Source organism: Aeromonas sp. ANP5 (genome assembly GCF_963870295.1).
Classification (GTDB): domain Bacteria; phylum Pseudomonadota; class Gammaproteobacteria; order Enterobacterales; family Aeromonadaceae; genus Aeromonas; species Aeromonas veronii.
Window position 1 is genome coordinate 34,252 of the sequence record NZ_CAWMRY010000010.1, and the last position, 18,203, is coordinate 52,454.

General features: G+C 62.0%; 16 protein-coding genes. 13 read left to right on the forward strand and 3 right to left on the reverse strand.

The window, feature by feature from the left end; genetic code table 11:
* Positions 1-32 precede the first annotated feature (32 nt).
* The 11 genes from AACT07_RS07945 to AACT07_RS07995 all read left to right on the forward strand — a co-directional run bounded on the left by AACT07_RS07945 (position 33) and on the right by AACT07_RS07995 (position 13,752).
* Positions 33-1,181, forward strand: coding sequence for an isochorismate synthase (locus tag AACT07_RS07945; RefSeq protein WP_069527102.1), 1,149 nt, complete (start codon positions 33-35; stop codon positions 1,179-1,181).
* Entirely contained in the window at positions 1,178-2,824 is a 1,647-nt protein-coding gene (locus tag AACT07_RS07950) for a (2,3-dihydroxybenzoyl)adenylate synthase (RefSeq protein ID WP_069527103.1), read from the forward strand. Before AACT07_RS07945 ends, AACT07_RS07950 begins: the two co-directional genes overlap by 4 nt.
* Positions 2,821-3,768, forward strand: a complete 948-nt coding sequence (locus AACT07_RS07955; RefSeq protein WP_069527104.1) for an isochorismatase family protein — start codon at positions 2,821-2,823, stop codon at positions 3,766-3,768. The genes AACT07_RS07950 and AACT07_RS07955 overlap by 4 nt, the downstream gene beginning before the upstream one ends.
* A complete protein-coding gene (dhbA, locus tag AACT07_RS07960; RefSeq protein ID WP_069527106.1) occupies positions 3,765-4,526 on the forward strand; it encodes a 2,3-dihydro-2,3-dihydroxybenzoate dehydrogenase in 762 nt (253 codons plus the stop codon). The genes AACT07_RS07955 and dhbA overlap by 4 nt, the downstream gene beginning before the upstream one ends.
* Before the next feature lie 125 nt (positions 4,527-4,651).
* The gene (locus tag AACT07_RS07965) at positions 4,652-8,641 is read left to right on the forward strand and encodes a non-ribosomal peptide synthetase (protein WP_069527108.1); all 3,990 of its coding nucleotides are present in this window, start codon (positions 4,652-4,654) and stop codon (positions 8,639-8,641) included.
* On the forward strand, positions 8,638-9,504 hold the full coding sequence (locus AACT07_RS07970) for a hypothetical protein (protein WP_069527109.1): 867 nt from the start codon (positions 8,638-8,640) through the stop codon (positions 9,502-9,504). The genes AACT07_RS07965 and AACT07_RS07970 overlap by 4 nt, the downstream gene beginning before the upstream one ends.
* 269 nt (positions 9,505-9,773) lie before the next feature.
* Positions 9,774-10,862, forward strand: a complete 1,089-nt coding sequence (gene pdhA / locus AACT07_RS07975) for a pyruvate dehydrogenase (acetyl-transferring) E1 component subunit alpha (RefSeq protein ID WP_069527111.1) — start codon at positions 9,774-9,776, stop codon at positions 10,860-10,862.
* A complete protein-coding gene (locus AACT07_RS07980) occupies positions 10,855-11,841 on the forward strand; it encodes an alpha-ketoacid dehydrogenase subunit beta (RefSeq protein ID WP_021231077.1) in 987 nt (328 codons plus the stop codon). Before pdhA ends, AACT07_RS07980 begins: the two co-directional genes overlap by 8 nt.
* A complete protein-coding gene (locus tag AACT07_RS07985) occupies positions 11,838-12,938 on the forward strand; it encodes a dihydrolipoamide acetyltransferase family protein (RefSeq protein WP_069527113.1) in 1,101 nt (366 codons plus the stop codon). Before AACT07_RS07980 ends, AACT07_RS07985 begins: the two co-directional genes overlap by 4 nt.
* 208 nt (positions 12,939-13,146) lie before the next feature.
* Complete coding sequence (locus AACT07_RS07990; RefSeq protein ID WP_005302803.1) at positions 13,147-13,356, forward strand: cold-shock protein; 210 nt, start codon at positions 13,147-13,149, stop codon at positions 13,354-13,356.
* Between the two features lie 90 nt (positions 13,357-13,446).
* Complete coding sequence (locus tag AACT07_RS07995; RefSeq protein WP_005350614.1) at positions 13,447-13,752, forward strand: hypothetical protein; 306 nt, start codon at positions 13,447-13,449, stop codon at positions 13,750-13,752.
* On the opposite strand, the gene AACT07_RS08000 is transcribed toward AACT07_RS07995, so the two are convergent.
* Entirely contained in the window at positions 13,739-13,987 is a 249-nt protein-coding gene (locus AACT07_RS08000; protein ID WP_005334209.1) for a TIGR02647 family protein, read from the reverse strand. The two genes, AACT07_RS07995 and AACT07_RS08000, sit on opposite strands and share 14 nt — an antisense overlap.
* Positions 13,988-14,232: 245 nt before the next feature.
* Between AACT07_RS08000 and AACT07_RS08005 the strand changes: the two genes are divergently transcribed.
* A complete protein-coding gene (locus AACT07_RS08005; RefSeq protein ID WP_069527115.1) occupies positions 14,233-14,781 on the forward strand; it encodes a hypothetical protein in 549 nt (182 codons plus the stop codon).
* Positions 14,782-14,940: 159 nt separating this feature from the next.
* Positions 14,941-15,333 carry a DUF2750 domain-containing protein gene (locus tag AACT07_RS08010; protein ID WP_005334204.1) on the forward strand — a complete coding sequence of 131 codons (393 nt, stop codon included), beginning with the start codon at positions 14,941-14,943 and terminating at the stop codon, positions 15,331-15,333.
* A gap of 94 nt (positions 15,334-15,427) precedes the next feature.
* Here the strand turns inward: AACT07_RS08010 and AACT07_RS08015 are convergent, their stop codons facing one another.
* Entirely contained in the window at positions 15,428-17,278 is a 1,851-nt protein-coding gene (locus tag AACT07_RS08015; RefSeq protein ID WP_069527117.1) for an extracellular solute-binding protein, read from the reverse strand.
* Between the two features lie 127 nt (positions 17,279-17,405).
* On the reverse strand, positions 17,406-18,152 hold the full coding sequence (locus AACT07_RS08020; RefSeq protein ID WP_047437619.1) for a DeoR/GlpR family DNA-binding transcription regulator: 747 nt from the start codon (positions 18,150-18,152) through the stop codon (positions 17,406-17,408).
* Positions 18,153-18,203: the final 51 nt, after the last annotated feature.

Below are 18,203 nucleotides of genomic sequence, written 5' to 3' on the forward strand. Positions count from 1 at the left end.
GGCAGTGATTCATTCCAAGGAGTAGCACCGTCATGTGTGACCATGCACTGGAAGGAGAGTGGCCCGCCACTGCGGCCGGGCTGGATAAAGTGTGCTGTTTTGCCAGCGGTGACAGGGTACTGGTCGCTTCCGGTATCCACGACAGTTTTACCGGCATTCCACCGGAGAAGCTGCTCGCCCATCTGCGTCAGTTGCGCCAGCAGGGGATGGCCAATCCCATCGCCATCGGCGCCATCCCGTTTGATACCCAATCTCCCTGGCATCTGGTGATCCCGGCGCAATCGCAGTGGGTTGCAAGGGATGCCCTGTTGCCCGCCCGCTGTTGCCAGCTCCATGGCGAGGTGAGCGAAGTGACCGGCTCCGCCCACTATCAGGGGGCAGTGCGGGCAGCGTTGCAGCAGTTCAGTGAGGGGCAGCTCGAGAAGGTAGTGTTGTCGCGCGCCATCGATGTGCAGAGCGCAGAGCAGACCTCCCCCGCACACGCCTATGGCTCTCTGCTGGCCCAGAATCCGGGGGCCTATGTGTTCCAGATCCCGCTGCCGGAGGGGGAGACCCTGCTTGGTGCGAGCCCCGAGCTGCTGGTGTCACGCAGTGAGATGGAAGTGGTGAGCAATCCGCTGGCGGGCTCCCGTCCGCGCCACGCTTTTCCTGATCAACAGGCGGCCAGTGCCGAACTGCTGGGGGCGCAGAAAGATCGCTATGAACATGCGCTGGTGGCCGATGCAGTCGCTGCGGCTCTCTCTCCCTTCTGCCGCGAGCTGGATGTCCCCCTAGAGCCGCAGGTGATCGCCACTCCTACCATGTGGCACCTCTCGACCCGCATCGCCGGACGGCTCCATGAGCCCTCTCCCGTTCTGGCACTGGCGCTGGCGCTGCACCCGACACCAGCGGTATGCGGCACACCGCTCTCGGCAGCGCGTCAGGCCATCTCCCGGCTCGAGGGGTACGATCGCCGCTTCTACTGTGGCGCCGTCGGCTGGATGGATGCCGATGGCAATGGCGAGTGGGTTGTCACCATTCGCTGTGGCGTGCTGGCCGGTAGGCAACTGCGACTCTATGCTGGCGCCGGGGTGGTGGTGGGCTCTTCGCCCGAAGCAGAGTGGCAGGAGACCGCCGCCAAGCTCGGCACCATGTTGCGTGCCTTCGGCCTCGAAAGCCGGGAGCCGGAGGTAACTGCATGAAGCCGCTGGTGCCCTTTACCCCCTGGCCCGCCGAGCTGGCAGCCCACTACCGGGCACAAGGGTGGTGGCGCGGACAACCGCTCACCGCCCTGCTCGATGACTCCGCCGAACGTTATCCCGAGCGCACGGCCCTGATCTGCGGCGAGCGCACCCTCAGTTATGGCCAGTTAAAGCGTGAGGTCGATGCGCTGGCGGCGCGGCTGGCCGCGCGCGGGCTGGGCCATGGCGATAGTGCGCTGGTGCAGTTGCCCAACTGCGCCGAGTTCTATATCTGCTGGTTTGCCCTGATCCGCTGCGGAGTAGTGGCGGTGCATGCCCTCTACAGCCATCAGCGGCGCGAGCTGGTGGCCTTTGCCCGCCAGATTGAGCCCGCCTTGCTGGTACTCAGCCCCTCCCATCCCGGCTTTGCCGGTGAAGCGGGGAGCCTCGTGGCCCTTGATGAGCGGGTATCTCCTTCCTGCCAGACACTGCTGTTCGAGCAGGTAGAAGGCTCCGATCTTCAGTCAGGATTTGCATGGCGTCGGCCTGACCCGATAGCCCGTGCTGATGGTTCGTCGCTGACGGCTATCGCGCCAACTCCTACCCCGGCCGATCAAGTCGCTTTTTTCCAGCTCTCCGGCGGCAGCACCGGCACCCCCAAACTGATCCCCCGTACCCACGATGACTATGGCTACAGCGTGCGCCAGAGCGTAGAGGTGTGCGGTTGGGATGAGCGGGTGATCTATCTCTGCGCTCTGCCAGCGCCCCACAACTTTCCCCTGAGCTCCCCCGGGGCACTCGGGGTGTTTTATGCCGGTGGCTGCGTGGTGCTGGCAAAGGATCCCTCTGCAGCAACCTGTCTGCCGCTGGTACAGCGTCATCAGGTCAACTGGGCGGCGCTGGTGCCACCGGCTCTGGCGCTCTGGCTGGAGGCGGCCAGCCACTATCCGCAGACCTCTCTGGAGTGTGTGCAGGTGGGCGGCGCGCGCCTCAGCCCGGCTCACGCCGAGGCGGTAGCGAGCCGCCTTGGTTGCCGCTTGCAGCAGGTGTTTGGCATGGCCGAGGGGCTGGTCAACTACACCCGCATCGAGGATGACCAGTGGCACATCGTCAATACCCAGGGCCGCCCGATGAGCCCGGGCGACGAGGTGGAGGTGCGGGATAGCGATGGGCACCACTTGCCCGATGGTGAGTGCGGCGAGCTCTGGACGCGTGGCCCCTACACCTTTCGCGGCTACTTCAAGGTTGATGCCCACAATCAGCGGGCTTTTGATCGGGACGGTTTCTACTGCACCGGCGATCTGGTCTGCCGCTTGCCCGGCGGTCATCTGATAGTGGTGGGGCGCAACAAGGATCAGATCAACCGGGGTGGGGAGAAGATCGACGCCCTCGAAATTGAAGAGCTGTTGCTGACCCACCCGGAAGTGCGGCAGGCGGCGCTGGTCGCCATGCCGGATCCCATGCTCGGGGAGCGCAGCTGCGCCTTTTTGATGTGCCGCGAGCCCCTTAATCTGCCCCGCTTGCGCCGTTTCCTGCGCGAGCAGGGGGTGGCCGATTACAAACTGCCCGATCGCCTGGTGCTGGTGGAGCAACTGCCCCACACCCCGGTCGGCAAGATAGACAAACAGACGCTGCGCGAGCAGCTCGCCAAGGAGTGTGCATGACCATTCAATCCCTCGCCGCCTACCCGCTGCCTACCGCCGAGGAGCTGCCCATCGGGCGGGTGAACTGGCCTTTCGAACCGGGCCGCGCCGCCTTGCTGGTCCACGATATGCAGCACTATTTCGTCGACTTCTACGGGCCGGACAATCCGCTGATCAATCAGGTCATCGACCATATCGCCACCCTGATCCGTCAGGCGCGTGCTCTCGGCATGCCGGTGGTCTATACCGCCCAGCCCGCCGAGCAGAGCCAGGCCGATCGGGCGCTGCTCAATGACATGTGGGGGCCGGGGCTGACCCGAGCGCCGGAGCGCCAACCCATCGTCCCGGCGCTGGCGCCCGAGCCGCAGGATACGGTGCTGGCCAAGTGGCGCTACAGCGCTTTTTGCCGCTCACCGCTGGCCGAGCTGATGGCCGAATGGGGGCGGGATCAGCTGGTGATCTGCGGCATCTACGGCCATATCGGGGTGATGCAGACGGCGGTCGATGCTTTTATGCGCGATATCCGCCCCTTCCTGGTGGCAGATGCCATCGCCGACTTCTCCCGCGAGGATCATCTGCTGGCGCTCTCCTACGTCAGCCGCAATGCCGGTCGGGTGATTACCGTGGCCGAGGTGATGGCGGCCAGCAAACGCCCCCTGACTCTGGAGTCGCTACGTGCTCAGGTGTTGGTGCGGCTGCCCGCCGAGATGCAGCAGGAGCAGCCCACCGAGGATGACAACTTGCTCGACTACGGTCTCGACTCGCTGGCGGTGATGGGGCTGGTGGAAGAGTGGCGTCAGCAGGGGCTGGTGGTGGAGCTGGCCGAGCTGGCCCGCGCGCCGACCCTGGCTCACTGGTGGGGGCTCCTCTCCCGTCAGCACAATGTCAGCCAACCCAATGTCAGTCAGGCCACGGCTTATCAGGTCAACGAAGATCATGTCACCGAACCGGAGTGCACCCCATGAGCGAGTGGCAAGGCAGAACCGTCTGGGTAACCGGTGCGGCACAGGGAATTGGCCATGCGGTGGCACGTACCTTTGCCGAGGCGGGAGCCAGCGTGGTGGCGTTCGATTTGCAACTGGTCGAGGCGCTGCCCGGCAACGTGAAGGGAGTGGTGATCGATATCAGCGACAGCGAGGCCGTGACCCGCTGCTGCGAACAGCTGCTGGACGAGGGGCTGGGGCCCGATGTGCTGGTCAATGTCGCGGGCGTACTGGCGACCGGCAAGCTCGATGAGGTGGATGACGCCCTCTTGCAGCGCACCTTCGCCATCAACACCTTCGCCCCCTTCTACCTGATGCGGGCCCTGACCCCCTGGTTTCAGGGGCGGCGCAGGGGCGCCATCGTCAATGTCTCCTCCAATGCCGGTCGGGTACCGCGAGTGGGGATGGGCATCTATGGCGCCTCCAAGGCGGCGCTGACCAGCCTCACCCAAACGGCAGGGCTGGAACTTGCCCCCTATGGGGTGCGCTGCAATCTGGTGTCGCCGGGCTCGACCCGTACCCCGATGCTGTACGGCATGTGGCAGGAGGGGGAACAGCGCGAAGGGGAGCTGCGCACCATCGCGGGCCTGCCCGGGCAGTTCAAGCTGGGGATCCCCCTTGGCAAATTGGGAACACCCGACGAGGTGGCTGCCTGCGTGCTGTTTCTCGCCTCCGATGCCGCCAGCCATATCACCTTGCAGGATCTGGTGGTCGATGGCGGTGCCACCCTGGGGGTCTAGCCCGCGCACTGCCGATCTGGCAGGCGTGACACTCTCTTTATGGAGGAGGCCTGGCCTCCTCACTTTTCAGCCATGCGGGCAGGGGCAAGCCGCTGCCCGCTCGATGTTTGCGCAAGGACATTCCCATGGAACAGACAATGGCGATGCGCGCCACCCATCAGCGTGGGGAGCACCCGCGCTGGCCGCTTACCACTGCTCAGGCGGGCATCTGGTTTGCCCAGCAAAAATACCCGCAGAGCCCCGCCTGCAATACCGGCGAGTACTGGCTGCTGGAGGGGGCGCTGGCTCCCCATCACTTCACCCGAGCGGTGCGTCAGACCATCGACGAGATCCCCGGTCTGCATTGTGCCTTTGTGGCCACTGCCGATGGCCCGCAAATGGTGGCCAATCCCGCCTGCTGGCAACTGACCGAGCGGGATCTGCGCAGCGAAGCCGATCCACTCGCCGCCGCTCAGGCCGAGATGCGTGCGCAGCTGGCCGTTCCCTTCAATCTGGCCGGGGGGCCGCTGTTTGCCACCACCCTCTATCGCCTTGGCGAGGGGCGGTGGGCCTGGTTTATCGCCGTGCACCATATCGCCATCGACGGCTTTGGCCTGAGTTTGCTCTGCCAGCGGGTGGCGAGCTGGTATGAGGCGCTCTGCATCGGCGAGCAGCCTGCTCCCTGTCGTTATGCGACCCAGCAGGAGTTGTTGGCCGAGGAGGCGGCCTATCAGGATTCGCCGCGCGCCGCGCGGGATCGCGATTTCTTCGTGCAGCAGCTGGCCGGGGTGGAGAATCCTGCGTCGCTCTCCCGCCGTCCGGCGCAAGGGCCGGGCCCCACATATCGTCTTGAACAGCGCCTTTCTGGCCGCCAGTGGCAGGCACTGGTGGCACGGGCGAGTCGTTTAGCCTGTCACCCCTACAGCCTGCTGCTGGCAGCAGTGGCCAGCTATGTGCAGCGGATGAGCGGTGCTGGCGAGGTAGTGCTGGGTATTCCGCTGATGGGGCGACTGGGCTCAGCGGCGGCCGATACCCCCTGCATGAAGGTCAATGTGGTGCCCCTGCGCATTGAACTGAGCGGCACCAGCCGGGTAGGGGAGTTGCTGGCACAGGTCGAGCGGCAATTTGCCGCCCTGCGCCGTCATCAGGGCTGCCGTCAGGAGTGGTTGCAACAGCGCCAGCCGGGCCAGCCTCTGTTTGGCCCTCAGGTCAATCTGATGCCCTTTGCCCGTACCCTCAGCGTTGGTGAAGGACACAACCAGGTTCGTGGTGAGGTGCAGGTGCTGGCGGCGGGGCCGGTGGAGGAGTGCGCCTTCTATTTTGCCGAGGAGGCAGGCGCTATGACCCTGACCCTCGAAGCACATCAGGGGCGCTTCAGCCAACAGGAGAGTGAACGTCATCTGGCCCGGCTGCTGGCCTATCTGGCCGCCTGGAGTGCGGCGGCTGACGAGGCCCTGGCGGTGCGCTTGCCGCTGCTGCTGTCCTGTGAGCAGGCTGAGCTGGCGCGCTGGAACCAGACCGACTATCCGTTGCCGACTACCACTCTGAGCGCACTGCTGGCCGAGGGGCTGGCGGCGGCAGATCAGAGCGCCATCGCGCTGGAGTGTGGTGCCGAGCGCTGGAGTGTGGCCGAGCTGCGCCAGCGTACCCGCCAGCTGGCCAGCTATCTGGCGGGAAGAGGCGTGGGCCCCGGTTGTCGGGTAGCGGTAGTGATCCCGCGCGCTCCCGAGCTTATTCTCGCCCAGCAGGCCATCATGGCGGTGGGGGCCGTCTATGTACCCGTTGATCCGGACTATCCGGCGGAGCGGATCGGCTACATTCTCGCCAGCAGCGATCCTGCGCTGGTGTTGACCAGCCATACGCTTCAGATGCCGCTCGATGTGGCGGCGCCACTTGTCTGCCTCGATGCCCCCGGTGTGGCAGAGCAGCTGGCTGCGGTAGAGTTGGCAACTACAGCACCTTGTGAGCTGCCAGCCCCCAAACCGGAAGATGCGGCCTACATTATCTACACCTCCGGCTCGACCGGTCGGCCCAAAGGGGTGGTGGTGAGCCATAGCTCCATCGTCAACCGGCTGCTCTGGATGCAGCACATGTATCCCATCGGCCCGGCGGATCGGGTGCTGCAAAAGACCCCGGCCGGTTTCGATGTCTCCATCTGGGAGTTCTTCTGGCCCTTTATGACCGGGGCGCGGCTGGTGCTCGCCAAACCGGGCGGCCACAAGGATCCCGCCTACCTTGCCGAGCTGATTGAGCAGGCCGGGATCACCACTTTGCACTTTGTCCCCTCCATGCTGCAGATCTTCGTCGCACAAGCCGAGCCTGCCCGTTGCCACGCCCTGCGGCAGGTCTTCTGCTCCGGCGAGGCGCTGCCCGCGGATCTGGTGCAGCGCTGGTATGGGGCATTTTCAGCCCCCCTGCACAACCTCTATGGCCCGACCGAAGCGGCGGTGGATGTCACCTGGTATCCCTGCCGGGCAGACGAGGCGGTGACCAGCGTGCCCATCGGCTATCCGGTCTGGAATACCTGTATCCACATTCTCGACCCCTGGTTGCAGCCGGTGCCCCCCGGTGTAGCGGGGGAGCTCTGGATCGGCGGCGTGCAGGTGGCGGAGGGCTACTTTGGCCAGCCCGAGCTCACCGCCGAGCGCTTTATTGCCAACCCCTTCGGGGCGGGTCGGCTCTATCGCAGCGGCGATCTGGCTGCCTGGCGTGAGGATGGCGCCATCGAGTATCTGGGGCGACTCGATTTTCAGGTGAAGATCCGTGGCCAGCGCATCGAACTGGAGGAGATAGAGCAGGTGCTGCTGCGCCATCCCCGGGTGGCGCAAGCGGTGGTGCAGGCCCCCGAATTTGCCCCCGGCGATCGCCGTCTGGTGGCCTATGTGGTGGCCGTAGATAGCAGAGAGTTGACGCTGGCCGAGTTGGCACCCGCCCTTGGCGCTGCCTTGCCTGACTACATGGTGCCGGGGCTCCTGGTAAACCTGGCCGAGCTGCCACTCACCCCCAATGGCAAGCTGGATCGCAAGGGGTTGCCGCTGCCCGACATGGCGTCGGCGGTGGGTCAGTCACTGCCGAAAACCCTGCTGGAGGAGCGGCTCTGTCGCCTCTTCGCCGAAGTACTGGGGCTGGCGCGGGTCGGCGCCGACGATAACTTCTTTGCGCTCGGTGGCCACTCCCTGCTGGCGGCGCAGTTGGTGGTGCGCATTGAAGAGTCGACCGGACAGGCGCTCACTTTGGCCAGTCTGTTCGAAGCGCCGAGCCCAGCCCAGCTGGCGCGTCGTCTTGGCGGCGAGCGGGAGGCCATGCCCATGCTGTTGCCCCTGCGGGCGCATGGTACGCAGTCCGGCACATCGTGCCCCACCCTCTTTTGCGTCCACCCCGCAGGGGGGCTCGGCTGGTGTTATGCGCCGCTGGTGCCCCATCTGCCAGCCGACATGGCGGTCTATGCCTTGCAGGCAAGGGCGCTCTGCCAATCGGATGCGCCGCTGCCTGCCAGCTTCGACGAGTTGGCCCTCGATTATGTGACCGAGCTGCGCCGTCAGCAGAGCGAGGGGCCCTACTGGCTGCTCGGCTGGTCACTCGGGGGCATGCTGGTGCACCGGATGGCCGCCATGCTGCAAGAGCAGGGACAAGAGGTGGCCATGGTGCTGCTGCTCGATGCCTACCCCTGTCAGCAGTGGCAGACCCAGCCGTTGCCCGACGAGCAGCGGATGCTCGATGCGCTGCTGCGGATGGGGGGGATTGCGGTTGCGGACGAGGCGCTGGACTCCCTCACTCGAGACGAGGTGGTGGCCCGACTGGGGGCGGAGGGGAGTGCGCTGGCCATGCTCGACGAGCAGGTGGTGAGCGCCATGATTGAGCTGGTGGGCCACAACAACAGGCTGATCCGTGAGCCGGTCGACTATTGCTACCACGGGGAGGTGATCTTTATCGAGGCGTCAGCCTCTCGCCAGCCCTGGCTGGATGGACGTGGTTGGGAGCCGCTGACAAAAGGGGAAATCCGCTATGAGCGCTTCCCCTGCCTCCATCAGGAGATGGTGCATCCCGACTGGCTGGCGAAGATCGGCGCCCTTATTTGTGAGCGGGTCGATGGGGTCGGGCAACAACCGCACATCCGGCAGGAGGAGGACGCATGACCCCGGTTGCCGCCATCCGGGAAGCCTTGCTGGCGGGCAAGCTGGTAGGGCTGGGGGAGCCGCACTGGCACCCGGATTTTATCCGGCGCCAGCACGCCTGGCTGTGTGATCCGGCGCTCTGGGGAGTCATGACTGATCTGGTGCTGGAGTGCGGCAACCGCCGCCATCAGGGCTTGCTCGATGCCTGGCTGGCGGGGCAGGAGAGCTGGCAAGGGGAGCCGCTGACGCTGGCACGGCTCTATCCGGTCTGGCTCGACTCCTGTGCCTTTCCCGCCTGGATGGCCCCCGAGTTTCCGGCCCTCTTTGCCGCTCTGCGCCAGAGCAATCTGGCGCGCCCCGAACATGTGCGGCTGCGGGTGCATCTCTGCGAGCCCTTGTTTGAGTGGCAGGAGATGAGCCCGGAGCGCTGGCAGCAGCACAACAGGGGGCGGGATCAGGCGCTGGCCGACTATCTTCTTGCACTTCCCGCCCGCGGCGTGGTGGTGCTGGCGGGGGCACGCCATCTGTTCAAAGTCGCAGGGGATCCCCACTTTGCGCAGCCGACGCTGGGCCAGTTGCTGGAGGCCGCACGGCCGGGTTGGTTGCATGTCCTTCACCCCTGGCCAATGGTTGATGGGAAGGGAGATGAGGAGGAGCGGGTGTGCGAGCTGGCTGGGATCGCGACTGCCGATCTCTATCCACACTGGCCGGCGCATCCGCCGCTGGAGACTCTTATCGACAGGTTGGTGCGCGTGGCTGACCGGGGACGGGAGATGCGAATTTGCCCCACCTTGCTGGCCGAGCCCTGGCGCAGCCGCTTGTTGAGTCGCGCTCACTTGCTGCCAGTTGGCATGGCCCGCCAGCTGCAACACTGGCTGGCGTAACTGCTGGTTGGAGTAACGGCTGACTGAAGTAACTCAATGGGGGAGCAAGGCTCCCCTTTTTCACATTTGGCATCCTGCGTTCAGTGCTGCAAAGTTGCACCATTTACGGCATACCTTGCCACTCATCGACGAAAATTCAGCTCCTTCGCTACTTTAAAGAAGTTTCTACTGGTCTTACCTGAGTAAATTCCTTTGCTTTTTATTTAACAAGGTATTTACATCTAGGTGTCACCAGCATCGGTGACGCTCACAACGGCAAGGAGCCAATTATGACCCATGTCGACATCCCTTTCCTTCGTTACCTCGATGCGGAAGGGTGCCCGGTCGCCACCTTACCGACCTGGCTGGACAAGGCGATACTGCACACCTTCTACCGCAATATGGTGATGGTGCGCAGCTATGACAAAAAAGCGATTGCGCTGCAACGAACCGGCAAACTCGGTACTTTTCCCTCCCATCTCGGCGCAGAAGCCGTGGGGATTGGCATTGGTCTGGCCATGCAGCCGCAGGATGTCTACGTCCCCTACTATCGGGACATGCCCACCCTCTATGTGCGGGGCGTGCCGATGGAGAAAAACCTGCAATATTGGGGTGGTGACGAGCGGGGCAGTTATTTTCTCAAACCCGATGGGACCCCCTCTGAAGATCTCCCCATCTGCGTCCCCATCGCCACCCAGATCACCCACGCTTGCGGTATTGCCTCGGCCTTCAAACTGCGTAATCAACCGCGCGTCGCCGTAGTCACTATCGGCGACGGCGGCACCTCCAAGGGGGATTTTCTGGAGGGGCTCAACTGCGCCGGTGTCTGGCACCTGCCGATGGTCATCATCGTCAACAACAACCAGTGGGCTATCTCGGTGCCACGCAAGCTGCAATCGAGCGCTCCTACGCTGGCTCAGAAGGGAATTGGTGCCGGGGTACGCAGCCTGCAAGTGGATGGCAACGATGTGGTCGCGGTCTACGATGCCGCTCGCAGTGCCGTAGAACGGGCCCGCAGCGGCAAGGGGCCGACCCTGATCGAGGCGGTCAGTTATCGTCTCGGCGATCACACCACTGCCGACGATGCCACTCGCTATCGCGATGGGGCCGAGGTCGAGGCCGCCTGGGCGAAAGAGCCGGTCAAGCGGCTGCGCCAGTTTATGCATAGCAAAGGGTGGTGGGATGAAGAGCTGGAGCAGAGCCTGCTGGCGGAAGCCACCCGGGAGGTAGAGCAAGCGGTCTCCCGCTATGAGGCGATGGCACCCCAGCCACCGGAGGCGATGCTCGATTATCACTACGCCAGTCTGCCCGCCGAACTCTTGCCCCAGCGCGAGCGAGTGATTGCCAAGGGGATGAAGCAGGAGGTTGGCCATGAGTGAGATCAGTTTGCTGGAAGCGGTCAACATGGCCCTTCACTACGAGATGGAGCACGACCCTGATGTGGTGGTATTGGGCGAGGATGTGGGAGTCAACGGCGGGGTGTTTCGCGCCACAGTTGGCCTGCGCGACAAGTTCGGTTTCAAGCGGGTGATCGACACGCCGCTGGCCGAGGGGCTGATCGCAGGAGTGGCGGTCGGTATGGCCACCCAGGGGCTCAAGCCGGTGGCTGAGTTCCAGTTTCAGGGTTTCATCTTCCCCGGGATGGAGCAGATCATCTGTCAGGCGGCGCGGATGCGAAACCGCACCCGTGGCCGCCTCTCCTGTCCCCTCGTCTATCGCTCCCCGTATGGCGCTGGCATTCACTCGCCGGAACATCACAGCGAGAGTGTCGAGGCGCTGTTTGCCCATATTCCCGGGCTGCGGGTGGTGATCCCCTCCAGCCCGAGACGCGCTTATGGCCTGCTGCTATCGGCCATCCGCGATCCGGATCCCGTGATGTTTTTCGAACCCGACCGCATCTATCGCTCGATGAAATCTGAGGTGGTGGATGACGGTGTTGGCCTGCCGCTGGATGTCTGCTTCACCCTGCGCCCAGGCCGGGATATCACGGTAGTGGCCTGGGGGGCCTGCATTCAGGAGGTGATGCGGGCGGCGAACCTGCTGGCCGAGCAGGATATCCAGTGCGAGGTGCTGGATCTGGCCACCATCAAGCCGCTGGATATGGAGACCATCCTCACCTCGGTGCGCAAGACCGGCCGGTTACTGGTGGTACACGAGGCGTGTGGCAGCTTCGGGGTAGGAGCCGAAATTGTGGCTCGGGTGACCGAGCAGGCACTTCCCAGCCTCAAGGCGCCGCCCAAACGGCTGACAGGTGTGGATGCCGCCGTCCCCTATTATCGCAATGAAGCGTATTACCTCATCACCGAGCAGGATATCGCCGATGCCGCTCACCAGCTGATGGAGAACCAGTGGCTATGAAATTTTTCAAATTACCGGATCTGGGTGAAGGGTTGGCCGAAGCCGAGATCGTTGAATGGAAGGTGAGTGCCGGTGATACCGTCGCGGTCGATCAGGTGCTCTTGTCGGTGGAAACGGCCAAGGCGCTGGTGGATGTACCCTCTCCGGTGGCCGGGGTGATCGCCCGTCTCTGTGGCGCCGAGGGGGATATCCTCCATATCGGTGCGCCGCTGGTGGAATTCGAGGGGGGTGAGGATGATGGTACCGTGGTGGGCAAAGTCAGCGCCCATCAGCAACATATCGAGGATCACTTCGTGGTGGGGGCCATTGCCCCGGGTGGCACGCTGGTACAAGCCATGCCAGCGGTGCGCCTGCTGGCACAAAAACTGGGTCTGGATATCGACCGGATCAAGGGATGTGGCAGCGGCGGTATGGTGACCGAGCTGGATGTGCAGCAGGCATTCGAGGCTCAGCAGAGCAGTGGCAACGAGTTTCTCAAAGGGTCACGGCGAGCCATGGCCAAGGCGATGGAGCTTTCTCATCAGACGGTGGTGCCGGTCAGCATTACTGATGAGGTGGATTTGCGTCACTGGCACCCTGATGAGGATGTGACGGTGCGCCTTATCAAGGCGATTGGCGTGGCGTGCCGCGCCGAGCCCTCGATGAATGCCTGGTTTGATGGTGAAACCCTGTCAAGACGGCTGTTCAAAGAGGTCAATGTGGCCATTGCGGTGGATTCCAAACATGGCCTCTATGTGCCGGTGATGGAGAACGTGGCTGAGCGGGAGGGGGCCGATCTGCGCCAAGGTCTGGATCGGATGATCGCCGATGTGAAGGCGCGTGCTGTGCCCCGCGAGATGTTGCAGGGGGCGACCATTACGCTCACCAACTTCGGCGCCATCGCAGGCCGTTATGCCAGCCCTATCGTGACGCCGCCGCAGGTGGCCATCATAGGGGCAGGCAAACTGTTCGAAAAAGTGGTGTTCATCCATGGTGAAGCACGTCCCGTCAGGGCATTGCCGCTGTCGATGACATTTGACCACAGAGCCTGCACCGGCGGGGAGGCGGCTCGTTTTCTCAGAGCGCTGGTCGAAGCGTTGGAAGCGGCCACCTTATAACGGATTGTGCCCTGCCGTTGGCAGGGCACAAATTTGTTTGCGTAATCTACAAAGCCACGTATAATCCAAACCAGCTTGAAAGGGCGATAGTTATGTCAATGAATACGATGTTTCACATCTTGTCCTGTTGTTCATAAGTTAATCCCGTTTTTTGAGCTTTACCCGCTGAAAAGCATAAGTAATTATTTTGAATACAGGTTTAAAAGATATGTCTAACATGATCACCGGTACCGTTAAGTTTTTCAACGAAACCAAAGGTTTTGGCTTCATCCAGCAAGAAAACGGCCCGGACGTTTTCGTTCACTTCAGCGCCATTCAAGGTAACGGTTTCCGTACCCTGGCTGAAGGTCAGCGCGTACAGTTTTCTGTGACCCAAGGTCAGAAAGGCCCGCAGGCTGAGAACGTAACCGCTCTGTAATTCTTACAGAATTTAAGAAAGCCGTGGTACCTCTGGTGCCACGGCTTTTTGTTTATATGGCTTCTGCTACTGACTCCCATGTGCTGAATCATGCTGCTATCGCTCCTGCTTGCTGCCACCTTGACTCCGACGTCCGATGCGCCGGTACCGGTTCAATCCGCGATGGAAGCGCAGGTGATCTGCCAGCAATTTGTCCAGGTCCGGATGGGCACTGCACAGCAACCCGATGAGGTGAATGCGCGACTGGTGCCTGAAAGGGAGGGGGAGTGGCTGGTGGATGGCAAAGTAAAAGGACCCGAAGGTCCTTTGCTGTTTGCCTGTCATCTTCACCAAGGGGAGCGCTGGGAGCTACTCAACTTTTCACTCTGGGCACCACAGCCGCTCAAAGCGGTTTGAGTGCGACCAGCAGATGTTGCAGGTGTTCAACCATGGTCATGCCAAACGGGGTGAGATAGCCGCCATCTTCTGCGCTGATGAGCCCCTGTTGATGCAGACGGGCTGCCGCTTGGCACAACTCTTCAGACATATCGCTGCGTAATTTAATCCCTAGGCTCATGTTGGCCGGATCAAAGCATGCCAGTATTTTCAAATCGTTCACGAATTCGTTAGAAACCTGGTCGATCCCAATCATGGATTTACTCCTTACGCTAAAGATGTATGCAAACTAGCATCCCCGGATCCACTTTAGTGGGCGCTGGCTCAAATTATTGATCTTTGGCTGGATGCTGTGTTTCAAATGCTGTTTTTTTCGGCGTAATCAGATGGTTGGCTGACAGCTTCGCCAAGGGCCGAGCCGGACCAAACATGGTAGGATAGGGCACTTCTTTATATCGGACGGTCTATTGGTGGCTGTCCGTCCTGTTCAAGGTATCGCTCATGGTCAAGATCACTCTGGTATCCCTGCTGCATTCACTTTGTACCCGCTTTCCGGTTTACCCCACTGCTTCGTTGACGTCACTGCTGGATGCCCATCAGGGCGAGGTATGGTTGCCTGCACGCAAGGGGGCCGACATTGCACTGTTGCGCAAGCATGCCAATGGGGCTCATGAGCTGGCGTCACTCGATGCGGGCTGGTGTGATTTTGCCGCCAGCGACAGCGGTGATACACCCGAGCTGGATGCGCTGGCCAACTACGACAGCGAGATGATGGATAACCTGCTGATGTACTGGCACTGCGCCGCCAAGATCAACAGCCCGATCACCGATAACCTGTTCGAGTTGCGCCGCGAAGTGGTGGATGAGGCCCACGGCGCCAAACTCGCTGCCGCCTGGGAGCAGCAACAACAGCTGCGTTTTGAGCAGCTGATGGCGATGGCGGCCAATGGCCGGGATCTGCTCTGCTTTGTCGAAGTGGAGTCCGCCTACTGGCTGCGGCAAAAGCTGAGCGAGCAGCCTGATGTGGAGCTGATCACCCCTGCGCTGTAAAAGGGCCAATATGATGGCTGGCGGTCTCGCTATCGAGGAGGCTGCTCTATCCTTATTGGCGTCATTGTCCTCCCCATCCGGTGCCAAGGGGCTGCAAGCTGGACAAGCTGACGACAAGATGTGAACATGGCGCCCTTTATCGAGAGAGAGACTTGGCCAATGAGCTATGAACTGAGCGACACCGAGCGCAATGCCGCGCTGCAACTGAACGCTGATTACCGTTACGATCACTTCATCAGCAAGCTGGTCGAGCATGAAGAGCTGTTCGTCCTGACTGACGAGCATGGCGTCATGATGCTGACCACCGACGATGAAGATTGCATCCCGGTATGGCCGCACCCGGAGTACGCCAAGGCGTGGGCTGAAGGCGAGTGGGCCGATTGCAAGCCGCAGTCCATCACCCTGAAGGTATGGCTGGAGCGCTGGGTTGACGGTATGGAGCAGGACGAGCTGTGTGTTGCCGTGTTCCCGACCCCGGATCAGGAAGGCATCGTACTGGAGCCGGCTGACGTGGCTGACGCCATTGCCGAGAAGCAGGCCAAACGCGGCTGATCACCGAGCTATTCGCAACACCGGTTGCCAACAAAGACCCCGCTATCTGGCGGGGTCTTTTGTTTTAAGGACTTTTGCCGATGGGCTGATGCAATCAGGGCTGGCGATAAGTGGTGTCGATGATAGGCTCGGCCGGGAAAGTCTTGCCACTCTTGATGGCTGCCCTAGTCTCGGATTTTAGCTCTTCATCAATCCATAGCAGACCGCCATAGCTGTAACCGCTGTTGTCGCCCCCAAGAGGCCAGTAAAGCTGCTCGCTCTTGGGTGTTGCAGGTACTTTTGGCAGTTTTATCCAGCGCCAGGCGCCTTCCCGGGTGTAGGGCACCTGATAGGCGGGGACGAAGCTTGCCAGCTCATAGAGCCGCTGCTGGATCTGCCGTGACAGGGCCGCCTTTTTGGTAAAGTCGAACTCCTTGTCATACTGCTCCACCAAGGCCGTGATGGCGTCGTCATCGATGTTCATGATGTTGTTGGTCTGGGGCTTGTTGGCGTTGACCTTGTGGAAGAACTCCCAATAGGCGGGATAGCGGCTACCCGCCCAGGCCATCCAGGCGCTCTGGTGCTTTTTCTCCAGCATCGCTTTGAAACCGGCCGAGGCATCCATCAGGTTGAGCTCCAGATTAAGCCCCGCCTTCTTGGCCTCTTCCCGCAACAGCGTGAGCCGCTGGGCGTGCTCTGCGGTGGTGTAGGTGATAGCGAGGGTCAGTGACTGCCCCTTGTCGTTTTGCAAAATCCCCTGCGGCCCCACTTTGTTAAAGCCTGCCTTGGCAAAGTATTCCCGTGCCAGTTTGGGATCGAACGGACGGGCCTTGATCTCGCTGTTGGTAAACTCACCCTGACCTGAGCCATAACTGTTGAGTCGCTGGTAATCCCCCCGTAGCAGGGTGGTGAGCATCTTGTCGAGGTTGAGGGCATGCTGGATCCCGAGCCGCACATCGAGATTAGTCAGCTGCGGATCGGCGGTGTTGAGATAGAGCCCCATCGGCGATTGCGGAGTCTGGTTGTAGAACCAGGTGCGCGCGATATACCCCTTCTCGAACTCGGCAGTTTTGGTCTTGTCGTGCCACCAGTTGGGCATCACCAGCGGGAAGGTGTCGAGATCGCCGCGCAGGAAGTGCTGCCAGGCGATGTTCAGATCCCTGAGCACCTTGATCTCGATCCGCGCAGGATTGAAGCGATGCTGGAAGTAGCGCTCGTCATCCCCCCACCAGTTTTCAATCCGCTTGAAGGTGACCGATTTACCCTTTTTCACCTGATCGATCTGATAGGGGCCGGTGACTGGCAACACCTTCCAGTTGTACTCCTTGACCCAGTTGGCGGTGAGCTTGATGGCGTGGCTCGGCTCCGGGCTGATGGGCAGTGACTCGAGCAGATCCTGGCGGCTCTTTTCGGTACCGCTGGTGATGGCCAGGGTGTGATCATCAAACTTGGTTATGTCTGCTATCTGGGTGCTGTAGTAGTTGTTGTACCAGGGGTCGTTGATCTCCTTGCTGCGCATCATCTTGAGGGTAAATAGCCAGTCATCGGCGGTGACCGGCTGGCCGTCTGACCAGCGCGCCTTGGGATTGATGCGAAAATAGAGGGTCTTGTTGTCGGCGCCGAAGGCCCACTCGTTTGCCAGCATCGGCATGGGGTTGCCGGTGACGGGATGAGTGCTCAGCAGTGGCAGGTTGGTTTCCCGCACGTAACCGGCAAAGCCGCCGTTGGAGTCGGGGCCATATTTGCGCAGGGTCAGGGGGAAGCTGGTCATAAAGGTGCGAAAGGTGCCGCCGCGTTTGGCGGCCGGATCGGCATAGAGAGGATCCTGGTTGTTGCTCTCCCACTTCAAGTCGGCGGGCAGCGTGGCACTCCAGCCAAACGGGCTCCAGCACAGGGTCAGGGTGATGGCGGTGGCGCGAATGATAGGGGAGAGTCGGCGCTCCCCGGCGGTGATGGTCGATGGCATGCCCTTGCTCTCCTGAAGTCTGCTTCCTGCAGATCACACACTGGTGATGTCAGTCCCGATGGGGACTGGCTCATCATGGAAATTTTATCCTGTCAGGTCAATGAAATAGCGTGAATTAGCGGGTGGCCTAGGCCGCAACGCAGTGCAGGGTGATCCCCTTGGCCGCGATGGCAGCCCGCATGGGGGCGGGCAGGGCATCATCGGTGACCAGCACGTTGATCTGGCCCGGGGCGCCAAGCTGGCTCGGGTGGATGGCGCCAAATTTGCTGCTGTCGGTGATCACCACATTGGTCATCCCCTTGGCCAGCACGCTGTTGACCACATCGGCCCGCATCATGTCGCGGCCGGTAAAGCCCATCTCGGGATGAAAACCGTCGACCCCGATAAAGGCCTTGGAGAAGTGCACCTGCTCGATGCAGAGGCGCGTGAGCGGCCCTACCACGCTCTCGCTCTGATGCTGGAACAGCCCGCCGAGCAGCACCACCTGAGCCGGGGTGTCTTTGAGCAGATGGGCGATATAGCTGCTGATGGTGATGATGGTGACCCGTTTGTGCAGGGCCAGATGGCGGGCCAGCAGGGCGTTGGCGCTGCCCCCCTCGATAAAGACCGTCTCGCCATCTTCCACCAGCTGGGCGGCCCGCTCGGCGAGGCGCTCCTTGAGCAGGTAATTGATGTTCATCCGGGCATCCGGGTCATCGGTCTCCAGCGCCATGGCCGAGCCGTGTACCCGTCTGAGCAGTCCCTGTTTCTCCAGCGCGGTGAGGTCGTTGCGCACCGTCACCTCAGACACGCCTGTGTGTCGGGAGAGTTCACTCACGCTCATCTTGCGAGCCTGATGGACCAGAGTGAGGATCAGTTGGTGGCGTGGATTCATGGTGCGCTCACATGCAAGGTGTTGGATAGCGGCAAGCCACCCGTGGGGTGG

Excerpts from the sequence above, each read along its gene's own strand:
- AACT07_RS07995 (WP_005350614.1), top strand. The coding sequence starts at position 13,447 with ATGCTGCTATCGCTCCTGCTTGCTGCCACCTTGACTCCGACGTCCGAT.
- AACT07_RS07955 (WP_069527104.1), top strand. The coding sequence starts at position 2,821 with ATGACCATTCAATCCCTCGCCGCCTACCCGCTGCCTACCGCCGAGGAG.
- AACT07_RS08010 (WP_005334204.1), top strand. The coding sequence starts at position 14,941 with ATGAGCTATGAACTGAGCGACACCGAGCGCAATGCCGCGCTGCAACTG.
- AACT07_RS08005 (WP_069527115.1), top strand. The coding sequence starts at position 14,233 with ATGGTCAAGATCACTCTGGTATCCCTGCTGCATTCACTTTGTACCCGC.
- AACT07_RS07980 (WP_021231077.1), top strand. The coding sequence starts at position 10,855 with ATGAGTGAGATCAGTTTGCTGGAAGCGGTCAACATGGCCCTTCACTAC.
- pdhA (WP_069527111.1), top strand. The coding sequence starts at position 9,774 with ATGACCCATGTCGACATCCCTTTCCTTCGTTACCTCGATGCGGAAGGG.
- AACT07_RS07990 (WP_005302803.1), top strand. The coding sequence starts at position 13,147 with ATGTCTAACATGATCACCGGTACCGTTAAGTTTTTCAACGAAACCAAA.
- AACT07_RS07985 (WP_069527113.1), top strand. The coding sequence starts at position 11,838 with ATGAAATTTTTCAAATTACCGGATCTGGGTGAAGGGTTGGCCGAAGCC.
- AACT07_RS08015 (WP_069527117.1), bottom strand. The coding sequence starts at position 17,278 with ATGCCATCGACCATCACCGCCGGGGAGCGCCGACTCTCCCCTATCATT.
- AACT07_RS07945 (WP_069527102.1), top strand. The coding sequence starts at position 33 with ATGTGTGACCATGCACTGGAAGGAGAGTGGCCCGCCACTGCGGCCGGG.
- dhbA (WP_069527106.1), top strand. The coding sequence starts at position 3,765 with ATGAGCGAGTGGCAAGGCAGAACCGTCTGGGTAACCGGTGCGGCACAG.
- AACT07_RS08000 (WP_005334209.1), bottom strand. The coding sequence starts at position 13,987 with ATGATTGGGATCGACCAGGTTTCTAACGAATTCGTGAACGATTTGAAA.
- AACT07_RS07950 (WP_069527103.1), top strand. The coding sequence starts at position 1,178 with ATGAAGCCGCTGGTGCCCTTTACCCCCTGGCCCGCCGAGCTGGCAGCC.
- AACT07_RS08020 (WP_047437619.1), bottom strand. The coding sequence starts at position 18,152 with ATGAATCCACGCCACCAACTGATCCTCACTCTGGTCCATCAGGCTCGC.
- AACT07_RS07970 (WP_069527109.1), top strand. The coding sequence starts at position 8,638 with ATGACCCCGGTTGCCGCCATCCGGGAAGCCTTGCTGGCGGGCAAGCTG.
- AACT07_RS07965 (WP_069527108.1), top strand. The coding sequence starts at position 4,652 with ATGGAACAGACAATGGCGATGCGCGCCACCCATCAGCGTGGGGAGCAC.